Source organism: Erythrobacter sp. JK5, from assembly GCF_018205975.1.
Classification (GTDB): domain Bacteria; phylum Pseudomonadota; class Alphaproteobacteria; order Sphingomonadales; family Sphingomonadaceae; genus Erythrobacter.
In genome coordinates, this window is record NZ_CP073577.1 from 2,811,498 (window position 1) to 2,825,951 (window position 14,454).

General features: G+C 64.4%; 16 protein-coding genes. 3 read left to right on the forward strand and 13 right to left on the reverse strand.

Annotated elements, in window-relative coordinates:
- Positions 1-7: 7 nt before the first annotated feature.
- The 7 genes from KDC96_RS13700 to KDC96_RS13725 all read right to left on the reverse strand — a co-directional run bounded on the left by KDC96_RS13700 (position 8) and on the right by KDC96_RS13725 (position 6,747).
- Positions 8-1,090 (reverse strand): acyl-CoA dehydrogenase family protein, encoded by a 1,083-nt coding sequence (locus KDC96_RS13700; RefSeq protein WP_212448950.1) that lies wholly within the window; start codon positions 1,088-1,090, stop codon positions 8-10.
- A complete protein-coding gene (locus tag KDC96_RS13705) occupies positions 1,087-2,340 on the reverse strand; it encodes a cytochrome P450 (RefSeq protein ID WP_212448951.1) in 1,254 nt (417 codons plus the stop codon). The genes KDC96_RS13700 and KDC96_RS13705 overlap by 4 nt, the downstream gene beginning before the upstream one ends.
- A gap of 89 nt (positions 2,341-2,429) precedes the next feature.
- Positions 2,430-2,810, reverse strand: a complete 381-nt coding sequence (locus KDC96_RS13710) for a limonene-1,2-epoxide hydrolase family protein (protein ID WP_212448952.1) — start codon at positions 2,808-2,810, stop codon at positions 2,430-2,432.
- The gene (locus KDC96_RS13715; protein ID WP_212448953.1) at positions 2,807-3,571 is read right to left on the reverse strand and encodes a ThuA domain-containing protein; all 765 of its coding nucleotides are present in this window, start codon (positions 3,569-3,571) and stop codon (positions 2,807-2,809) included. Before KDC96_RS13715 ends, KDC96_RS13710 begins: the two co-directional genes overlap by 4 nt.
- The gene (locus KDC96_RS13720; protein ID WP_371815562.1) at positions 3,571-4,305 is read right to left on the reverse strand and encodes a zinc-binding dehydrogenase; all 735 of its coding nucleotides are present in this window, start codon (positions 4,303-4,305) and stop codon (positions 3,571-3,573) included. The genes KDC96_RS13715 and KDC96_RS13720 overlap by 1 nt, the downstream gene beginning before the upstream one ends.
- Complete coding sequence (locus KDC96_RS16725) at positions 4,305-4,580, reverse strand: hypothetical protein (RefSeq protein ID WP_371815491.1); 276 nt, start codon at positions 4,578-4,580, stop codon at positions 4,305-4,307. The genes KDC96_RS13720 and KDC96_RS16725 overlap by 1 nt, the downstream gene beginning before the upstream one ends.
- Before the next feature lie 28 nt (positions 4,581-4,608).
- Positions 4,609-6,747 (reverse strand): molybdopterin-dependent oxidoreductase, encoded by a 2,139-nt coding sequence (locus KDC96_RS13725; protein WP_212448954.1) that lies wholly within the window; start codon positions 6,745-6,747, stop codon positions 4,609-4,611.
- A 132-nt stretch (positions 6,748-6,879) separates the two neighbouring features.
- On the opposite strand from KDC96_RS13725, the gene KDC96_RS13730 reads away from it, so the two are divergent.
- Positions 6,880-7,881, forward strand: a complete 1,002-nt coding sequence (locus KDC96_RS13730; RefSeq protein ID WP_212448955.1) for an NADP-dependent oxidoreductase — start codon at positions 6,880-6,882, stop codon at positions 7,879-7,881.
- A gap of 113 nt (positions 7,882-7,994) precedes the next feature.
- On the opposite strand, the gene KDC96_RS13735 is transcribed toward KDC96_RS13730, so the two are convergent.
- From KDC96_RS13735 to KDC96_RS13745, 3 genes are read right to left on the reverse strand one after another with little or no spacing between them, the layout of a single operon-like run.
- Positions 7,995-8,552 carry a molybdenum cofactor guanylyltransferase gene (locus KDC96_RS13735; protein WP_212448956.1) on the reverse strand — a complete coding sequence of 186 codons (558 nt, stop codon included), beginning with the start codon at positions 8,550-8,552 and terminating at the stop codon, positions 7,995-7,997.
- On the reverse strand, positions 8,518-8,859 hold the full coding sequence (locus KDC96_RS13740; protein ID WP_212448957.1) for a putative quinol monooxygenase: 342 nt from the start codon (positions 8,857-8,859) through the stop codon (positions 8,518-8,520). Before KDC96_RS13740 ends, KDC96_RS13735 begins: the two co-directional genes overlap by 35 nt.
- Before the next feature lie 12 nt (positions 8,860-8,871).
- Positions 8,872-9,276, reverse strand: coding sequence for a nuclear transport factor 2 family protein (locus KDC96_RS13745; RefSeq protein WP_212448958.1), 405 nt, complete (start codon positions 9,274-9,276; stop codon positions 8,872-8,874).
- Positions 9,277-9,397: 121 nt separating this feature from the next.
- On the opposite strand from KDC96_RS13745, the gene KDC96_RS13750 reads away from it, so the two are divergent.
- Positions 9,398-10,210, forward strand: a complete 813-nt coding sequence (locus KDC96_RS13750; protein ID WP_212448959.1) for an SDR family NAD(P)-dependent oxidoreductase — start codon at positions 9,398-9,400, stop codon at positions 10,208-10,210.
- On the opposite strand, the gene KDC96_RS13755 is transcribed toward KDC96_RS13750, so the two are convergent.
- Together KDC96_RS13755 and KDC96_RS13760 are read right to left on the reverse strand one after the other, a co-directional pair.
- Complete coding sequence (locus KDC96_RS13755; RefSeq protein ID WP_212448960.1) at positions 10,207-10,476, reverse strand: ribosomal protein L7/L12; 270 nt, start codon at positions 10,474-10,476, stop codon at positions 10,207-10,209. The genes KDC96_RS13750 and KDC96_RS13755 overlap by 4 nt on opposite strands.
- Before the next feature lie 12 nt (positions 10,477-10,488).
- Positions 10,489-11,277, reverse strand: a complete 789-nt coding sequence (locus KDC96_RS13760) for an SDR family NAD(P)-dependent oxidoreductase (RefSeq protein WP_212448961.1) — start codon at positions 11,275-11,277, stop codon at positions 10,489-10,491.
- Between the two features lie 106 nt (positions 11,278-11,383).
- Between KDC96_RS13760 and KDC96_RS13765 the strand changes: the two genes are divergently transcribed.
- The gene (locus KDC96_RS13765; RefSeq protein ID WP_212448962.1) at positions 11,384-13,003 is read left to right on the forward strand and encodes an FAD-dependent oxidoreductase; all 1,620 of its coding nucleotides are present in this window, start codon (positions 11,384-11,386) and stop codon (positions 13,001-13,003) included.
- A gap of 115 nt (positions 13,004-13,118) precedes the next feature.
- Here KDC96_RS13765 and KDC96_RS13770 read toward each other — a convergent pair whose 3' ends face one another.
- A complete protein-coding gene (locus KDC96_RS13770) occupies positions 13,119-14,396 on the reverse strand; it encodes a cytochrome P450 (RefSeq protein WP_212448963.1) in 1,278 nt (425 codons plus the stop codon).
- Positions 14,397-14,454: the final 58 nt, after the last annotated feature.

A 14,454-nucleotide genomic window follows, 5' to 3' on the forward strand; every position in this document is an offset into this window, starting at 1 on the left:
GTACCCCTCAGGCCGCGATCGCGTTTTCGGCGAGCCCATATTCCGCCAACAACGTGTCGGTGTCGCCGAACAGCCGTGCGAGCACCATCACGCGCTTCATCGCATGGCCGATCGCAAGCTCATCGGTAATGCCCATGCCGCCATGCATCTGCACCGCTTCGCGCGCGATCGCATCGACATTCTCGCCGATGAATGCCTTTGCTCCCGCCGCGGCGCGGATCAGCGTCTGAGTGTCGGCGCGGTCGGTCAGCGCGGCGCGGTAGAGCATCGAGCGGCACTGCTCGATCCGCGCATAGGCCTCGACCATGCGGTGCTGCAGCGCCTGAAAACTGCCGATCGCGACCCCGAACTGCTCGCGCTCCTTGATATAGGCGAGCGTATCGTCGAGCAGCCGCTGGCCCAGCCCGACCATTTCGGCTGCGGCGTAGAGCCGCGCTTCGGCGACGATTGCGTCCAGCGCGCTGGCGGTGACGTCGATCTGCGTCCCCGCAGCGCGGGTCAGCCTGAGCTCTCCGGCAATGCTCCCGTCGGCCAGCCGATAGGCGCGGACGTCGACTCCGTCGGCATCGCCCGGAACGAGGAAACAGGCCGTTTCGCCTTCAAGGTCTGCGGTGACTACGAACAGGTCGGCGAGCAACGCGCCCATCACGAACGTCTTCTCGCCGCTCAGGGTGGTCCCTTCCGCCTTCATGGTCTTCGCCGTCAGGCTGTAACGCTGCGCCCGCTCGGCCCAAGCAAAGCCGGCAATCTGGTCGCCGCCGAGCACCTTTTCGAGCGCGCCGTCCGCGCCGCCCCGCTCGAGCAGCAACGCCGGGATAACACCGTTTTCCAGCCACGGATCGGGCGAATTGGCCTTGCCGATGGCCTCCGCCACCAGTGCGAGATCGACGGTCGATCCGCCCATCCCGCCAGCCTCTTCCGATGCCGCCAGCGCGATCAGCCCCAGTTCGGCCAGCTGCGTCCAGCGCTCGCGATCGTAGCCGATTGGCGAGAGCCGCAGCTTGCGTCGTGCCTCAACGTCGATCGGCGCGGCGAACCGCTCGACGCTGGAGCGGAACAGCTCCTGTTCTTCGGAAAGGTCGAAATTCATGCCGCCTTCCTGTTGAAGGTGATCGGCAGCCGGGTCACGCCGCGCAGCAGAATGTTGGGCAGGACTTCGATCCCGCTTTCATCGGCAATCGCAAAATCGTCGAGCCGCTCCAGCAGCTCGTCGAAAGCGACCAGCATCTCCTTGCGGGAGAGCATGTTGCCGACGCACATATGCGGACCCTTGCCGAAGGCGAGATGGGCGCGGGCATTGGTGCGCTCGACGTCGAATTTGTCCGGGTCTCCGAACTTCTTCGGGTCGCGGTTGGCTGCGGCGTAGCGCAGCTGCACGACCGTGCCAGCGGGCATCGCAACGCCGCCCAGTTCGGTATCCTCTTTCACGATCCGCCACATCCCCGCAGTCGGGGTCTCGTAGCGCAGCGCCTCTTCGACCATGTTGCCGATCAGCTTGGGATCGCGCCCGCCCGCCGCCGCCCTGGCCTTTTCCATCTGGTCGGGATTGCGGATCAGCTGCAGCAGGCACCCGGCGATGGTCGAAGTGGTGGTCTCGTTCCCGGCGACCATGAATTGCTGCATGATCGACATGATCTCTTCGTCGGTCAGCGGGGTTTCGCCCTCGACCCGCGCTTCGACGAGGTCGGTCAGCAGGTCATCGCCGCCATGCTCGCGCCGCTCCGCGATCTTGCCTTTCATGTATTTCTGGTACTCGACGAAGGCCCGCGCGCATTCGAGCTGGCGCTCGCGCGTCGCCAGCTGGCTAAACCGGTCGACCGCCGCGTCCGACCAGTACTTGACCTGCTTCGGATCGTTGTCGAGCCCGATCTGCTGCGCGATCATCGCCACCGGCAGCGGGATGGCGAAGGCTTCGACGAACTCGCACTCGCCCTTGTCCGCCATCGCTTCGATCAGCTCGATCGACTTGGCGCGCATGTCAGCCTCGATCGCGTTCACGCGCGGGGCCGAAAAGGCGAGGTTGACGAGCTTGCGGTTGCGGGTGTGGACCGGGTGGTCGGCGGTCAGCAGGGTCGGCGGATTGTCCCAGCCATCGGCCAGGATCGCCTTGATCTCGTCATCCTCCGCGCCCATCAGCACGGTGAAATCGTTGGAGAATATTTCCGGCTTGCCGGTCGCCTCGCTGCACAGGTCGTAGCTGTAGACGACGAAGGCGTTCATCTCGGGCAGGTGCTCGATTTCGATCCCGGCATCGTGGATCGCGCGGTAATAGGCGAACGGGTCGATCAACGTTTCCGGCGCGAAGACGCTGGTGTCCTTGATCGCTTCGGGCTTGTTCATGGCGGCGGCTTTCATCCCACGAAATGGCGAGTGTGATTCCTAGCCACAGGCAGGGGCGCGATGCGATGCGCGAATGTGTTAGGGTCGGCCTAGCCCTCGGCCAGATCGCCGAATTCGCGCTGGAATTCGGCGCTGTCGAAATAGTCGCGCCATTTGGCGATCTTGCCCTCGTCGTTGAGCTCGAACGTGCCCATCACCTTGATGACGCGTTTGCGACCTTTCATCTGGAACCAGTCGGTGCGTTCGGTCAGCACGACATTGCCGTTGGCCGCGATGTGGTGCGTGTCGAACCCGCACGCCTCGACCCCCGGGAACATCGCCATCTTGGCGCGCACCTGGTCGATGCCGTTGACGGTCGAAAGCGGCATGTCGGTCCACTCGATATCGTCGGCCATGAACGAATAGATCTCTTCAAGGTCGTATTCGTCCCATGCGGCGATGAAGGCTTCGATGGTCTCGATCGGGGTCATTTCTGTTCTCCGGCGGTGTAGCTGAGCGCGTTGGCGATGATCTGGCGGACATGCGGGTTGGCGTAGGTCTCCGGCCCGTCGCCGAATTGCAGGTAGACGAGCGGGGCGGCTAGAGCTTTGGCTTCCCACCCGACGAGGCTGGAGCCGGGCGGATGGTCCCAGCCTTCGCGGCTGAACATGGCGCCCGCAACGGCGTTGGCGGCAGAATGAAAATTGTCGCTGGCGAAGGCGAAGCCCTCGGCCCGGATCAGGGGGGTGACGGAGGCCTCGTCGATCGGGCAGAGATAGAGCTCATCGGTGGCCGGGAAGGTCTCGGGCACGCTTTCGGTCACTGGATGATCGGTGAGCACCTTTGCCGTGTAGGTCACATCGTGGCGATAGCCCGAATCGGGGCCATGGCTGCCGGGCTGGTAATGAAACTGCCCGCCGAGCCATTGGTGCCATTCCGGCCAGTCGGCCCATCCTGCCAGCGCGTGATGCATCGCCACCGCGCCCTTGCCCGCAGCGAAACGGCGTGTGAGCGCGGCTTTGTATTCCTCAGACGGCGGTCGGCTTGCCACAGTCCCGTCTGCGAAGGTGTAGCCCGCCATGTCGTAGAACAGCAGCGCATCCGCCGAGTCCGCCGCGCCGTTGGTCACCGCCTGTTCGGCGTCGGGATGGACCAGGTGGGCGACATCCCAGTCACCCAGGGAATGGATCAACTCGTCGAAGGGCTCTTCCTCGTAGGAGTGACCACCCGACAGGACGAGCAGCGACCGCATCAGGCGATCTTGAGGATCATCTTGCCGTCGTTGGTCCCGGCGAACAGCCGCATGAAGCTGTCGAACGCGTTTTCGAGCCCTTCGTCGATATGCTCGTCGATCGTGAGCTTCCCGGCGGCGGCCCATTCGCCCATTTTCGCCGCGCCTTCCGGGAACCGCTCGACATAATCCATGACCAGCAGGCCCCGGATCGAGGATCGCGTAACGATCAGGTTCCAGAGATTGCGCGCGCCGCGCGGCCGGGTGTTGTATTCGCTGATCAGCCCGCACAGCCCGACGCGGGAATAGAGGTTGAGGTTCATCAGCCCCGCATCGAGGATGATTCCGCCGACATTTTCGAAGATCACGTCGACGCCAGCAGGGCAGTCTTGCTTGATGGCTGCGGTAAGCGCGGCTTCGTCTTTCCCCTTGTAGTCGATCGCAGCGTCGAAGCCGTATTTTTCGGTCAGCCGCGCGCATTTCTCCGGACCGCCCGCGATGCCGACCGCGCGGCAACCGTGGATCTTGGCGAGTTGCCCCACCAACGAACCGACCGCGCCTGCCGCGCCGGTGACAAGCACGGTCTCGCCTTCCTTCGGCTCGCACACTTCGAGGAACCCGAAATAGGCCGTCATTCCGACCGCGCCGAAGATCGACAGGTAGTTGGTGACGCTCGGCACCAGCGACGGGTCGATCGGCTGGGTAAACCCGCCCGCGACGCCGATCGAATAGTCTTCCAGCGCGTTGAGGCCCATCACCCACTGGCCCGGCTCGAACCCTCGGCGCGGCTTTCCTCGACGACGCCGATCGTGCTCGCGCGCATCGACGCGCCGAGCGGGACCGGCGGCATGTAATTGCCCCCGGCGTCCATCCATCCGCGCATCGCCGGATCGAGCGAGGCGTAGTGGTTGCGGATCAGGAACTGCCCCTCGGCCAGCGAAGGCGTCGGTTCGGTGACGAGGTCGAAATCCTCGGGCACCGGCTCGCCATCGGGGCGACGCTGGAGGAGGAAGCGCCGATTGTCGGGCATGGGAATTCCTTGGTTCAGATTGAGTGGTTCAGGCCGCGACCAGCTTCACCGGGATCGCGCTTTGCAGCGCTTGCCCGGTGATCGGGTCGTAATCGACCGAGTCGCTGGTCAGCCGGTTGGTCGATGAGCCGCGCGTCCGAACATCCTCCTTCGAGGCATCGGCATCGCCATAGGCATGCGCCATCGATACGAGGCCCCGGCGCACCTTGTCGCTGGCCTTCACAACCCCGTGGATCGTCGCGTGCGGAGAGGTGATCTCGACGATCCCGTCTTCTTCCAGCCCCAAAGCCGCGATGTCGTCGGGGTGGATGTAGGCCGGGTTGGTGGTGGCCTTTTCCTGCAGTTTCTTGAGCGGGTGGCCGATCGAGTTGAACCGGGCTTTCGAACGTCGGCTGATCAGCTTGAATTCGTAGCCCTCGCGCGCCGCCGGATTGTCGGCATAGCGCAGCAATTCGCCCGGCATGTCGCCGACCGACAAGTCGAAGCGATGAAACTCGCTTTCCTCGACCGGGCCGACCACCGGGTGCCTGTCGTCGTAGATCACCGCAGCACCGCCTGCCGCCTGCGCATCCTTTCGCACCTGGCTCGGCGGCACCAGACAACCGGCGGTCATCAGGTCGAGAAACTCTTCTTTCGATGGCTTGCGATCCATCGGCAGCGGACCGCCAGCGAGCTGCATCGTGACGCCCAGGTGCTGCGCCAGCGTCCAGAACATCTCGTATTCGTCGATCACGTCGCCCGGCGGAGTCGCGATCGCCTCGACATATCGAGCATAGGCGTCCTCGTGCCACCATTCGGACAGGTTGGTGATGTCCTCGCGTTCGAGGCATTGCGACGGGGCGAGCACCACATCGGCGCGCTTGGCGCTGGCGCTTATCCATGGGTCGATCTGGACGAACAGGTCGAGATCGTCGAGCGCGCGCACCATCTTGGCCTGATCGGGGAAGCCGACTACCGGGTTTCCGCCGACCGAAATCAGCGCGCGCACCTGGCCATCCCCGGGCGTCAGGATTTCGTCGGCGAGCACATTGCACGGCATTTCGAAGCCGAGCTGGCCGAGATTGCGGAAGCGCGATTTCGCCATGCCCTCGGCGCCAAACATCGGCACCGGCGGGCCGACCTGCGCCCTCCTGGGCCCGTTGGTGTTGGTGAACACGCCGGGGATCGCGGCTCTCTCTCCCTCCTGCTTGAAGCGGCCAAGAATCGTGTTGAGGCAGGTGACGAGGTATTCGGTGAGCGTGCCGTTTCCAGCCATTTCCGGCCCGGTGCCGGTCACCGCGCAGCCCTTCGATCCGCCCGCGAACATCCGCGCGGCAGCGACCAGCTGGTCCTTCTCGACCCCGGCGCGCTCGGCGGCAATCTCGGGGGTCATCACCTTCACCGCTTCGGCCAGTTCGTCGAACCCGTCGACATGCGCGGCGACGAAATTGCGGTCGTATAGCTCTTCGGAAATGATGACGTTGAGCATCCCCGCCAGCAGCGCGGGGTCCTCGCCCGGCTTCACCGGCAGGTAGATATCCGCCAGCCGCGCGACGTCGCTCTCGCGCGGATCGGCGACGATCACCTTCATCCCGCGCTCCTTGGCATCGCGGATGCGTCGCGACGGGCTGAACGGCGGCACCCCGCCCGGCGGCGAATAGTGCGAGACGATTGGATTGTTGCCGATCAGCAGCGTCACGTCGCTTTCGCTGAACGTGTTGGTCCCGCCCATCCACTTGCCGTAGCGCGCGGTGGTAAACACCTTGGCCGGTTGGTCGAGCGTGACCGAAGTATAAAAATTGCGGGTGCCGATCGCCTGCGCGAAGCTCAGCGAAGCGGCCATCGCGGCGCTGTTCTGATAGCCGCCCGATCCCATGAACACCGCGACCGAATGCGGGCCGTGCTGGTCGATGATCCGGCGCAACTCGCTGGCGACATGCGCAAGTGCTTCGGGCATCGGGGTTTCCTGGAATTCGCCGGTTTCGTCGCGGACAAGGCTGTGGTGGAGGCGATGCGCGGCGTTGTGCGAATCCGGCAGTTCGCGACCCTTGAGGCAGGTGTAGCCGCCAAAGGCAGGGTCGTCGGGATCGCCGCGTACTTCGAGCACCTTTCCGTCTTCGACATCGACCACCATCGCGCAATTGGCGTGGCAGAAGCGGCAGAAGGTCTTGTGTGTCTCGACACCCATCGCGGTCTCTCCTTTGCTGGAAAAGATACCAGAAGCCGCCGGTGCAGCGACTGACACTTTTGCCGACTGACACTTTTGTCCGTGGAGGCGGCGCGCGGTGGTCCGCATTAGAGCAGGCAAAGGAGACGCCCCATGCCCACCACCACTCGCCAATGGCTCTTGAACGGCCACCCGCGCGGCCGCGGAATCGCGGAGGACGATTTCAAGCTGGCCGAGACCGAGCTTGCCGATCCGGGCGAGGGCGAGATGCTGCTGAAGACGCACTATCTCGGTTTCGACCCGGCGCAAAAGGGCTGGATGGAGAACATCGCCGATTACGTCGCGCCGATGAATATCGGCGACGTGATGCGCGGCAGCGGGATTTGCGAGGTGGTCGCGTCGAATGGCGGCAAGTTTGCGGTCGGCGACATGGTGTTCGGCACGACCGGCTGGACCGAATATCTCGTCCACAATGGCGAGGGGCTGACCAAGGTCGAGACGAAACTTTCGCCCACCGCAGTGCTGTCAGTGCTCGGGACGACCGGGCTGACCGCCTATTGCGGGCTGTTCAAGGTCGGCAAGCCGGTCGCGGGCGATACCGTGCTGGTCTCCGGCGCGGCGGGAGCGACCGGGAGCGTCGTCGGCCAGCTCGCCAGGATCGCCGGATGCCGCGCGGTCGGCATCGCGGGCGGCCCGGACAAGTGCAAATGGCTGGTCGAGGAAGCCGGATACGACGCCGCGATCGATTACAAGGCCGGCGATGTGAAAGCGCAGATCAAGCAACACTGCCCGCGCGGCGTCGACGTGATCTACGACAATGTCGGCGGCACGATCCTCAACGACATGCTGGCCAATATCGCGACCGGCGCGCGCGTGGTGATCTGCGGCGGAATCAGCCGCTACGAGACCGGAAGTCTCCCCGCAGGCCCCGAAAACTACTTCAACCTCGTCTTCCGACGCGGGACCATGGCGGGGTTCATCGTGCTCGACTGGGCTGCGGAGTTTCCGGCAATCCGTAAGCGGCTCGAAGGGTTCGTGCAGGACGGACGACTGCGGTACCAGGAGGATATCCAGCAGGGCTTCGAGAATGCGCCGGATACCTTGCAGCGGCTGTTCACGGGCAAGAACCGCGGGAAGCAGATGCTGAAGCTGTAGACTTGCTCGTCATTGCGAGCGAAGCGAAGCAATCCATGGACCGAACGCATCAGCCGAGGGCAACGGCCATGGATTGCCGTGTCGCCTTCGGCTCCTCGCAATGACGAAAAGGATTAGCCCGGCAAATCGCCAGGCGAATTCACGTTAATCAGCGGCGGTTCGACCGCGATCCGCCGGGCTTCGATGCGGTCGGCGAAGCCATAGAGCGCTCTCCCACCCTCGGCGAGAAATTCGACCAGATCGGCTGCAATCGCGACCGGCCATAGCCCCACAACCGGCTGATCCTCGATGATCGCCGCACCCTCGCCAGCCAGTTGCGCTGCAAGGTCGGCGGGCAGGTTCGGGCAATCCACACCCGCCGTCAGCACATGGGTAAACCCATGCGTTTCGGCAAAATCGAGCGCAGCGTTCAGCCCGCCCAGCGGACCCAACCCGGGCGCGGGCAGATCGGGAATGCAGCCGAAGCCGGGTTCGTCGCGACCGCATACAATCAGCGCAGTCGTTTGCGATCCCAGCGCGTCGGCGACCCTGTCGATCAGCCTGACGCCGTCGATCAAGGCATGCGCCTTGTCGCTGCCGAAGCGGCGCGCCTGCCCTCCGGCAAGGATGGCTCCGAGGATGTTCAGTCGGACGCCCCTATTCGAAGCTTTCTGTGGCGACGCCCTCGGCATTGTAGACCGGGCCTTCGGCATCGACGCGATACTTCTTGCTCGCCGCATTGGTGAGGCCGAACTGGCCGATATGGTCGCGCATCCCGGCATAGGCGGCGTTGGCGAAGTGGTGCGCCAGCGCTTCCTCGCTCTCCCACTCCTCGAACACGTTGACCCGCGCCGGATTGTTGCCGTCGGCGCTCCAGTCGTAATGGATGCAGCCCGGCTGCGCGAGCGCGGCGTCGATATGCGGCTTGGCGCTGCGAAGCGCTTCCTCGCGTCGTGCTGGATCGAGATCGATCTGCGCGGAAATGACGATCTTGGCCATATTGTCTGCCCCTTATGCGCCGTATTCGGCGACGATCTTGAATACGCGTTTGGTGAAGCGCCACTCGCCGTCGATCTTGGCGAGCTCGTCTTCATACAGCCCGCCCACATGTCGGGTCGTGCCGTCCTTCATCTTGAGTATTTCCTGCGTCTGGACGCGCGCGGTAGCGGTGTCGCCGGTGACTGCGATCATGCAGGGCACGTTGATGAAACTCACCGCGTCGAGCCCGCTTATCGCCTGCTCCCAGAAGCCGACGATGGCTTCCTTGCCGTCGACCGTGTTGCCCATCAGGTTCCAATGCGCATCCTCGGCCCAGACCGAACCCCACGTCGCGGCATCGAAGCGCACCACGCCATCGGCATAGGTGCCGTTCAACTCGGCGATCGCCTGGCGATCTGCGGCTGGTCCTCGAAACATGGCGTCTCTCCCTTGTGTCGCGCGGCTATCGAACGGGGCCGCGTCGCGAACAATGGACACTTTTGGGAAGGGTAGAGGTCGCACCCGTCGTGATAGGCCTCTCACAACAAGGAGAGAGAGGATGGGCCAGCTTGAGGGCAAAAGCGCGGTGGTGCTGGGCGCAGCGTCGAAGGGCAATATCGGCCAGGTGATTGCGAGACTGTTCGCCAGCGAAGGTGCGAAGGTGATGGTGGCTGGCCGGCACGAAGACGTGTTGGCCGAAATCGCCGAGGAAATCGGCGGCGCCTACGCCCTGTGCGACATCACCAGCCATGCGCAGGTCCACGCGCTGGCGGACAAGGCGAAGTCCGAATTCGGGCGCGTGGATGCCGCGATCAACACCACGGGCTGGGGTTTGCTCTCCAACCTGCTTGAGACCACCGAAGAGCAGCTCGACCAGATTTGCGCGCTGCAATTCAAGGGTGTGCATCACTTCCTGCAGGCCTTCGTCAAGGTGATGAGCGAGCAACAGCCGACCGGCGGATCGATCATCTCGCTATCCTCGGCGACGACCAAGGCGCTCATCAACAATCACGCGGCCTATATCGGCACCAAGCGCGCGGGTGAGGCGATGATCGAATGTGTAGCCAACGATTTCGGGCATCTCGGCATCCGCGCGAATTCCGTTTCGCCAGCCTTCACCGAAAGCCCGATGACCGAAGGCGCCTTCGCAACGCCCGGCCTCGTCGACGCCTTCACGCCGCGTTACCCGCTGGGGAGGCTGAACACTTCGGAAGACGTCGCCCATGCGTGTCTGTGGCTGTGCACCGATTTTGCCTTTGTCACCGGGCAGAACATCCAGCCCAACGGCGGCCTGACATTGCGCGGCAATCCGCAGGCGAAAGATATCGAAGCGGCTGTAGGTGCGGCGATGGCGAAGATGCAGGAAGGTTAGGAGCCGCTGCTCGATTCCCATGTGTCGATCACGGCCTTGGCGTCCTTGAGACCCAGCCCGGTGTCGGCGCGCAGGATCTTGATTGCCTCGATCTTCGCATCGCGTCCCAAAGCCTGCTCGATCTGCTGACGCGCACCGCTCGATATGGTCGATCTGTCGAAATCGAGCGGCGCTGTCGGCGAGCTGTGGATCCGCGCCGCGAGCAGGTACCCGGCGACGAACACCGCGATCGACCAGATGGCGAAGGACCAATCAAATTCGCTCATGATGGCACCACCCTAATATTGCGCCGTTCCCCCGTCCACGCTGATCTGTGCGCCGGTGATCCCGGCCCCCTCCTTGCTCGCAAGCAGCAGCGCGACGGCGGCGATTTCCTCGACCGTGTTGGGACGCTTGATCGCGGATTCCTGCGCGAACATGTCGATCATGGCGTCGAATTCCATGCCCATCGCCTTGGCCGTGGCGGGGCCGTTGTTCTTGATGATGTCGGTGACGACCAGGCCGGGGCAGATCGAGTTGACCGTCACGCCCTGCGCGCCGACTTCGCGGGCCAGCGACTTGGTGATCCCGTTCACCGCGTGCTTGGCGGCGGTGTAGGCGGTGAAGACCGGCTTGCCGTGCTTGCCCTCCATCGAGGAGATGTTGATGATCCGCCCGTCGCCCTTCTCGAGCATCGTCGGCAGCGCGCGGCGGGTGGCCCAGAAGGTCGAATAGACGTTCCACTTCATCGCCTCGTCGAACGCCTCGTCGGACAGGTTCACCAGCGGCTGGAGATCGCCCGCCCCGCCGGCATTGTTGACGAGGATATCGATCGTGCCGAATTGCTCGATCGCCTGGTCGATGAAGCTTTCGACATCCGACTGGTTCATCACGTCGCCGGCAACGAACATCGCGCGGTCCGGGCCGGAGCGGTTGACGCGCATTTCCTCGATCACCCGCGCGCCTTTCTCGGGATTGCGCGCGAACAGGGCCACCTTCGCGCCCTCGGCCAGGAACGCTTCGGCGATCCCACGCCCCAGCCCTGCGGTTCCCCCCGTGATCGCGGCGACCTTCCCTTCAAGTTTCATCGCTTACTCTCCCACTCGCAATGACGATCTAGATGCAACCGGTTTCGGGCACACCTTGCTAAAATGAGCAATTGCCGCTCCGACATGTGACGCGATGATACCGGCGATGACCGAAACCGACGTGATCGTCCTGGGCTGCGGCCCCGCCGGCATGACTGCCGCGCTCGCCGCGCATGAAGCGGGCGCAGAGGTCGCGATCATAGAGCGGTTCGACCGGATCGGCGGAACCGGCGCGATTTCGGGCGGGGTGATCTGGGTGCCCGACAATCCGCGCCAACGGGCCGCCGGGATGGCCGACAGTCGTGAGGAGGCGCTCGCCTATTTTCGCGCGCTCGATCACGGCGATCTGGTCGACGCAACGCTCGAGGCGTTTGTCGACCAAGGGCCGGAGGCGCTGGCGTTTCTCGAGGATGCAGGTGCGCTCAAGGTCGCGCTGCTCGAAGGCTATCCCGACTACTATCTCGACCGTCCGGGCGCGAAGCCCGAAGGCGGGCGGGCGCTGGACCATGACCTGTTCTCGCTCGATGAACTGGGCGAGTGGGCCGGGCGCATCACCGCGATCGAAGAGCCCAAGCCGATGATGCTGCGCGAAACGCCATTGGGTGGCGGCAGCGGCATTGTTCCGCCCGAGGAGTTGCAGCGCCGGATCGCGAGCAACGAACGCGGGTTCGGGCAGGCGATGGTCGGTCGCTTGCTCAAGGCGTGTCTCGATCGCGGGATCGAGCCGGTCCTCGACGTCGAAACCAAACAGCTGCTGCGCGACGGCGAAAGGATCGTCGGCATAGCGGGGAAGCGCAATGGCGATCCCTTCGAGCTTCGCGCGCGCTCGGGCGTCATCCTTACCACCGGCGGGTTCGAGTGGGACGAGGACAAGCGCCAGACCTTCCTGCGCGGCCCGATGGATGCGCCTGCCAGCCCGCCCACCGCGCAAGGAGATGGCCTCGCGCTGGCGATGGCGAGCGGGGCGAAGCTCGGCAACATGACGCAGGCATGGTGGGCGACGACACTGGTGATCCCCGACAATCCGTGGCCGACCGGAGAACAGCGCGCCGCGCCGGTGCTGATCGAGCGCACCGTTCCGCATTCGCTGATGGTCAATCGCAAGGGCGAGCGGTTCTGCAACGAGGCGGCGAACTACTCGGCGCTGGCGGGGGCATTCCACCAGTTCGATCCGCAGAGCTACGACTACCCGAACCTGCCCGCATGGCTGGTGTTCGACGAGGACTATGTGGAGCGCTACCCGATCGGCCCGCGCTTGCCCGGCCAGCCAGTGCCCGACTGGGTGACGCGCGCCGAGACGCTGGTCGAACTGGCCGAGGCGATCGGCGTTCCGTCCGGTGTGTTTTCGACAACCGTCGCGCGGTTCAACGCCCATGCGAAGGAAGGCCACGATCCCGATTTCGAGCGCGGCGCATCCGCCTACGATCACTTCTACGGCGACCGCTCCCGCGAAGGCACGTCGGTTACGCTAGGCCCCGTCGCGCGAGCGCCGTTCTACGCGGTCGAAATCCGCATGGGCCTGCTCGGCACCAATGGCGGCCCGCGCACCGACGGGCAGGCTCGGATACTCGGTCACAATGGCGAGCCGATCGCGGGTCTATATGGAGCGGGCAACGCGATCGCCTGCCCGACCGGCGGGATCTATGCGGGTGCGGGAGGGACGCTCGGCCCGGCGCTGACTTTCGGTTACATCGCGGGGCGGAGCGCGGCGCGGGCGAACCGGTAATTCGTCATGACAAACGGAGCGGATGCGAAGCAGGCCGAAGGCCAACCAATCCAGAGCGTTTGTGTTCTGCGGCCCTGGATTGCCGCGCCGCTTCGCGGCTCGCAATGACGGATGGCTAGGGCTTCTTCGGCTCAAACTCGATATGCAGCTCTTTCAGCGAGCGGAGCAGGAAGTGCGGGTGGTATGCGAAGTCGTTCCTGCCTTCGGCGAACCACATATCTTCGAACCGGTCGACCACCGCGGTAAAACCCCAGATGAGCTCGCGCCGGGCGAGCGGGGCGCCGAGGCAGTGATGCGTCCCTGAGCCGAACCCCATGTGAGCGCCCGCGCGGGGCCGGTCGAGGTCGAGCTTCTCGGGGCATTCGAACGCGCGCTCGTCGCGGTTGGCGGCGGCGAAGCGGATATTGATCATCGCGCCCGCCGGGATCGTCACGCCGGCCAGCTCGGTCTCCTCGCGCACGAACCGCATCAGCGACTGGACCGGGCTTTCAAGCCGCACGACTTCCTCGACGAAGGTCTTCATGTATTTGTCGGGGTCGGACTTGAGTTGCTGCCAGACATCCTTGTTCTCGATCAGCAGTTTCATCCCTGCAGCCAGCGCGTTGGTGGTGGTCTCGCTGCCGCCGACGAAGGTATCCGCCATCATCTCGGCGTGGAGTTCGTTGTCGGTGAGCGGTCGGCCCCATTCCTCGATCACGGTGTTGACGAGCACGCTGATGAGCGAGTCGTCGGGATGCTCGCGCAGCCGCTCGAAGATCGGCTGGAAATAGTGCTGCGCCTCGATCTCGCGGTCGACCATTTCCATGTGCCGGTCTTCGGGCAGCATCAGCGAGATGCGCTGGAAGAACGCGTCGGTCCAGCGCTTGATCCGCCACATATCCTCGCGTTTCGCGCCCATCTGTTCGCCAATGATGAACAGCGGCAGCGGCACGCAGAACGCCTTCACCCACTCGCACTGGCCGTCCTCGATAAAGCCGTCGATCAGCTCGTAGGCCAGCGCTTCGACCTGCGGATCGATCTCCTTGATTGTCGATGGCTTGAACGCCTGGTTGAACATGGCGCGCATCTGCTTGTGGCCCGGATCGTCGCGCCCGTTGAGCGTCGGGGCGGGGACCCAGCCATTTTCCTCGAACCGGGCGGCGACCTTCTGCGCGCGTTCCATGTCTCCGGCGCTCGCGCGAAACTGGCTGTCGGCGGAAGAGCTGGGGAAGCGCTGCGGGTCCATCAGCACTTCGCGCACGTCGTCGTAGCGGCTGACGACCCACATGTCGGTGCCGGGGATGTTGTAGACCGGTGCCTCGTCGCGCAGCTGCTTGTAGGCGTCGTAAGGGCATTGCTGCAGTTCGGGATCGAACAGGTTGATGTTCAGCCGATCGTCCGCCGCACTTGCCACTGTCGCACTCCCGAATTTGCCACTGGTCTTGGCCGCAGCATCCCCGCGATACTCGCTG

What these genes read in the sequence shown, in the direction of transcription:
- KDC96_RS13750 (WP_212448959.1), top strand. Translation starts at nt 9,398, where the DNA reads ATGGGCCAGCTTGAGGGCAAAAGCGCGGTGGTGCTGGGCGCAGCGTCG.
- KDC96_RS13760 (WP_212448961.1), bottom strand. Translation starts at nt 11,277, where the DNA reads ATGAAACTTGAAGGGAAGGTCGCCGCGATCACGGGGGGAACCGCAGGG.
- KDC96_RS13745 (WP_212448958.1), bottom strand. Translation starts at nt 9,276, where the DNA reads ATGTTTCGAGGACCAGCCGCAGATCGCCAGGCGATCGCCGAGTTGAAC.
- KDC96_RS13725 (WP_212448954.1), bottom strand. Translation starts at nt 6,747, where the DNA reads ATGGGTGTCGAGACACACAAGACCTTCTGCCGCTTCTGCCACGCCAAT.
- KDC96_RS13715 (WP_212448953.1), bottom strand. Translation starts at nt 3,571, where the DNA reads ATGCGGTCGCTGCTCGTCCTGTCGGGTGGTCACTCCTACGAGGAAGAG.
- KDC96_RS13765 (WP_212448962.1), top strand. Translation starts at nt 11,384, where the DNA reads ATGACCGAAACCGACGTGATCGTCCTGGGCTGCGGCCCCGCCGGCATG.
- KDC96_RS13710 (WP_212448952.1), bottom strand. Translation starts at nt 2,810, where the DNA reads ATGACCCCGATCGAGACCATCGAAGCCTTCATCGCCGCATGGGACGAA.
- KDC96_RS13735 (WP_212448956.1), bottom strand. Translation starts at nt 8,552, where the DNA reads ATGCCGAGGGCGTCGCCACAGAAAGCTTCGAATAGGGGCGTCCGACTG.
- KDC96_RS13720 (WP_371815562.1), bottom strand. Translation starts at nt 4,305, where the DNA reads ATGGGCCTCAACGCGCTGGAAGACTATTCGATCGGCGTCGCGGGCGGG.
- KDC96_RS13740 (WP_212448957.1), bottom strand. Translation starts at nt 8,859, where the DNA reads ATGGCCAAGATCGTCATTTCCGCGCAGATCGATCTCGATCCAGCACGA.
- KDC96_RS13705 (WP_212448951.1), bottom strand. Translation starts at nt 2,340, where the DNA reads ATGAACAAGCCCGAAGCGATCAAGGACACCAGCGTCTTCGCGCCGGAA.
- KDC96_RS13700 (WP_212448950.1), bottom strand. Translation starts at nt 1,090, where the DNA reads ATGAATTTCGACCTTTCCGAAGAACAGGAGCTGTTCCGCTCCAGCGTC.
- KDC96_RS13730 (WP_212448955.1), top strand. Translation starts at nt 6,880, where the DNA reads ATGCCCACCACCACTCGCCAATGGCTCTTGAACGGCCACCCGCGCGGC.
- KDC96_RS16725 (WP_371815491.1), bottom strand. Translation starts at nt 4,580, where the DNA reads ATGCCCGACAATCGGCGCTTCCTCCTCCAGCGTCGCCCCGATGGCGAG.
- KDC96_RS13755 (WP_212448960.1), bottom strand. Translation starts at nt 10,476, where the DNA reads ATGAGCGAATTTGATTGGTCCTTCGCCATCTGGTCGATCGCGGTGTTC.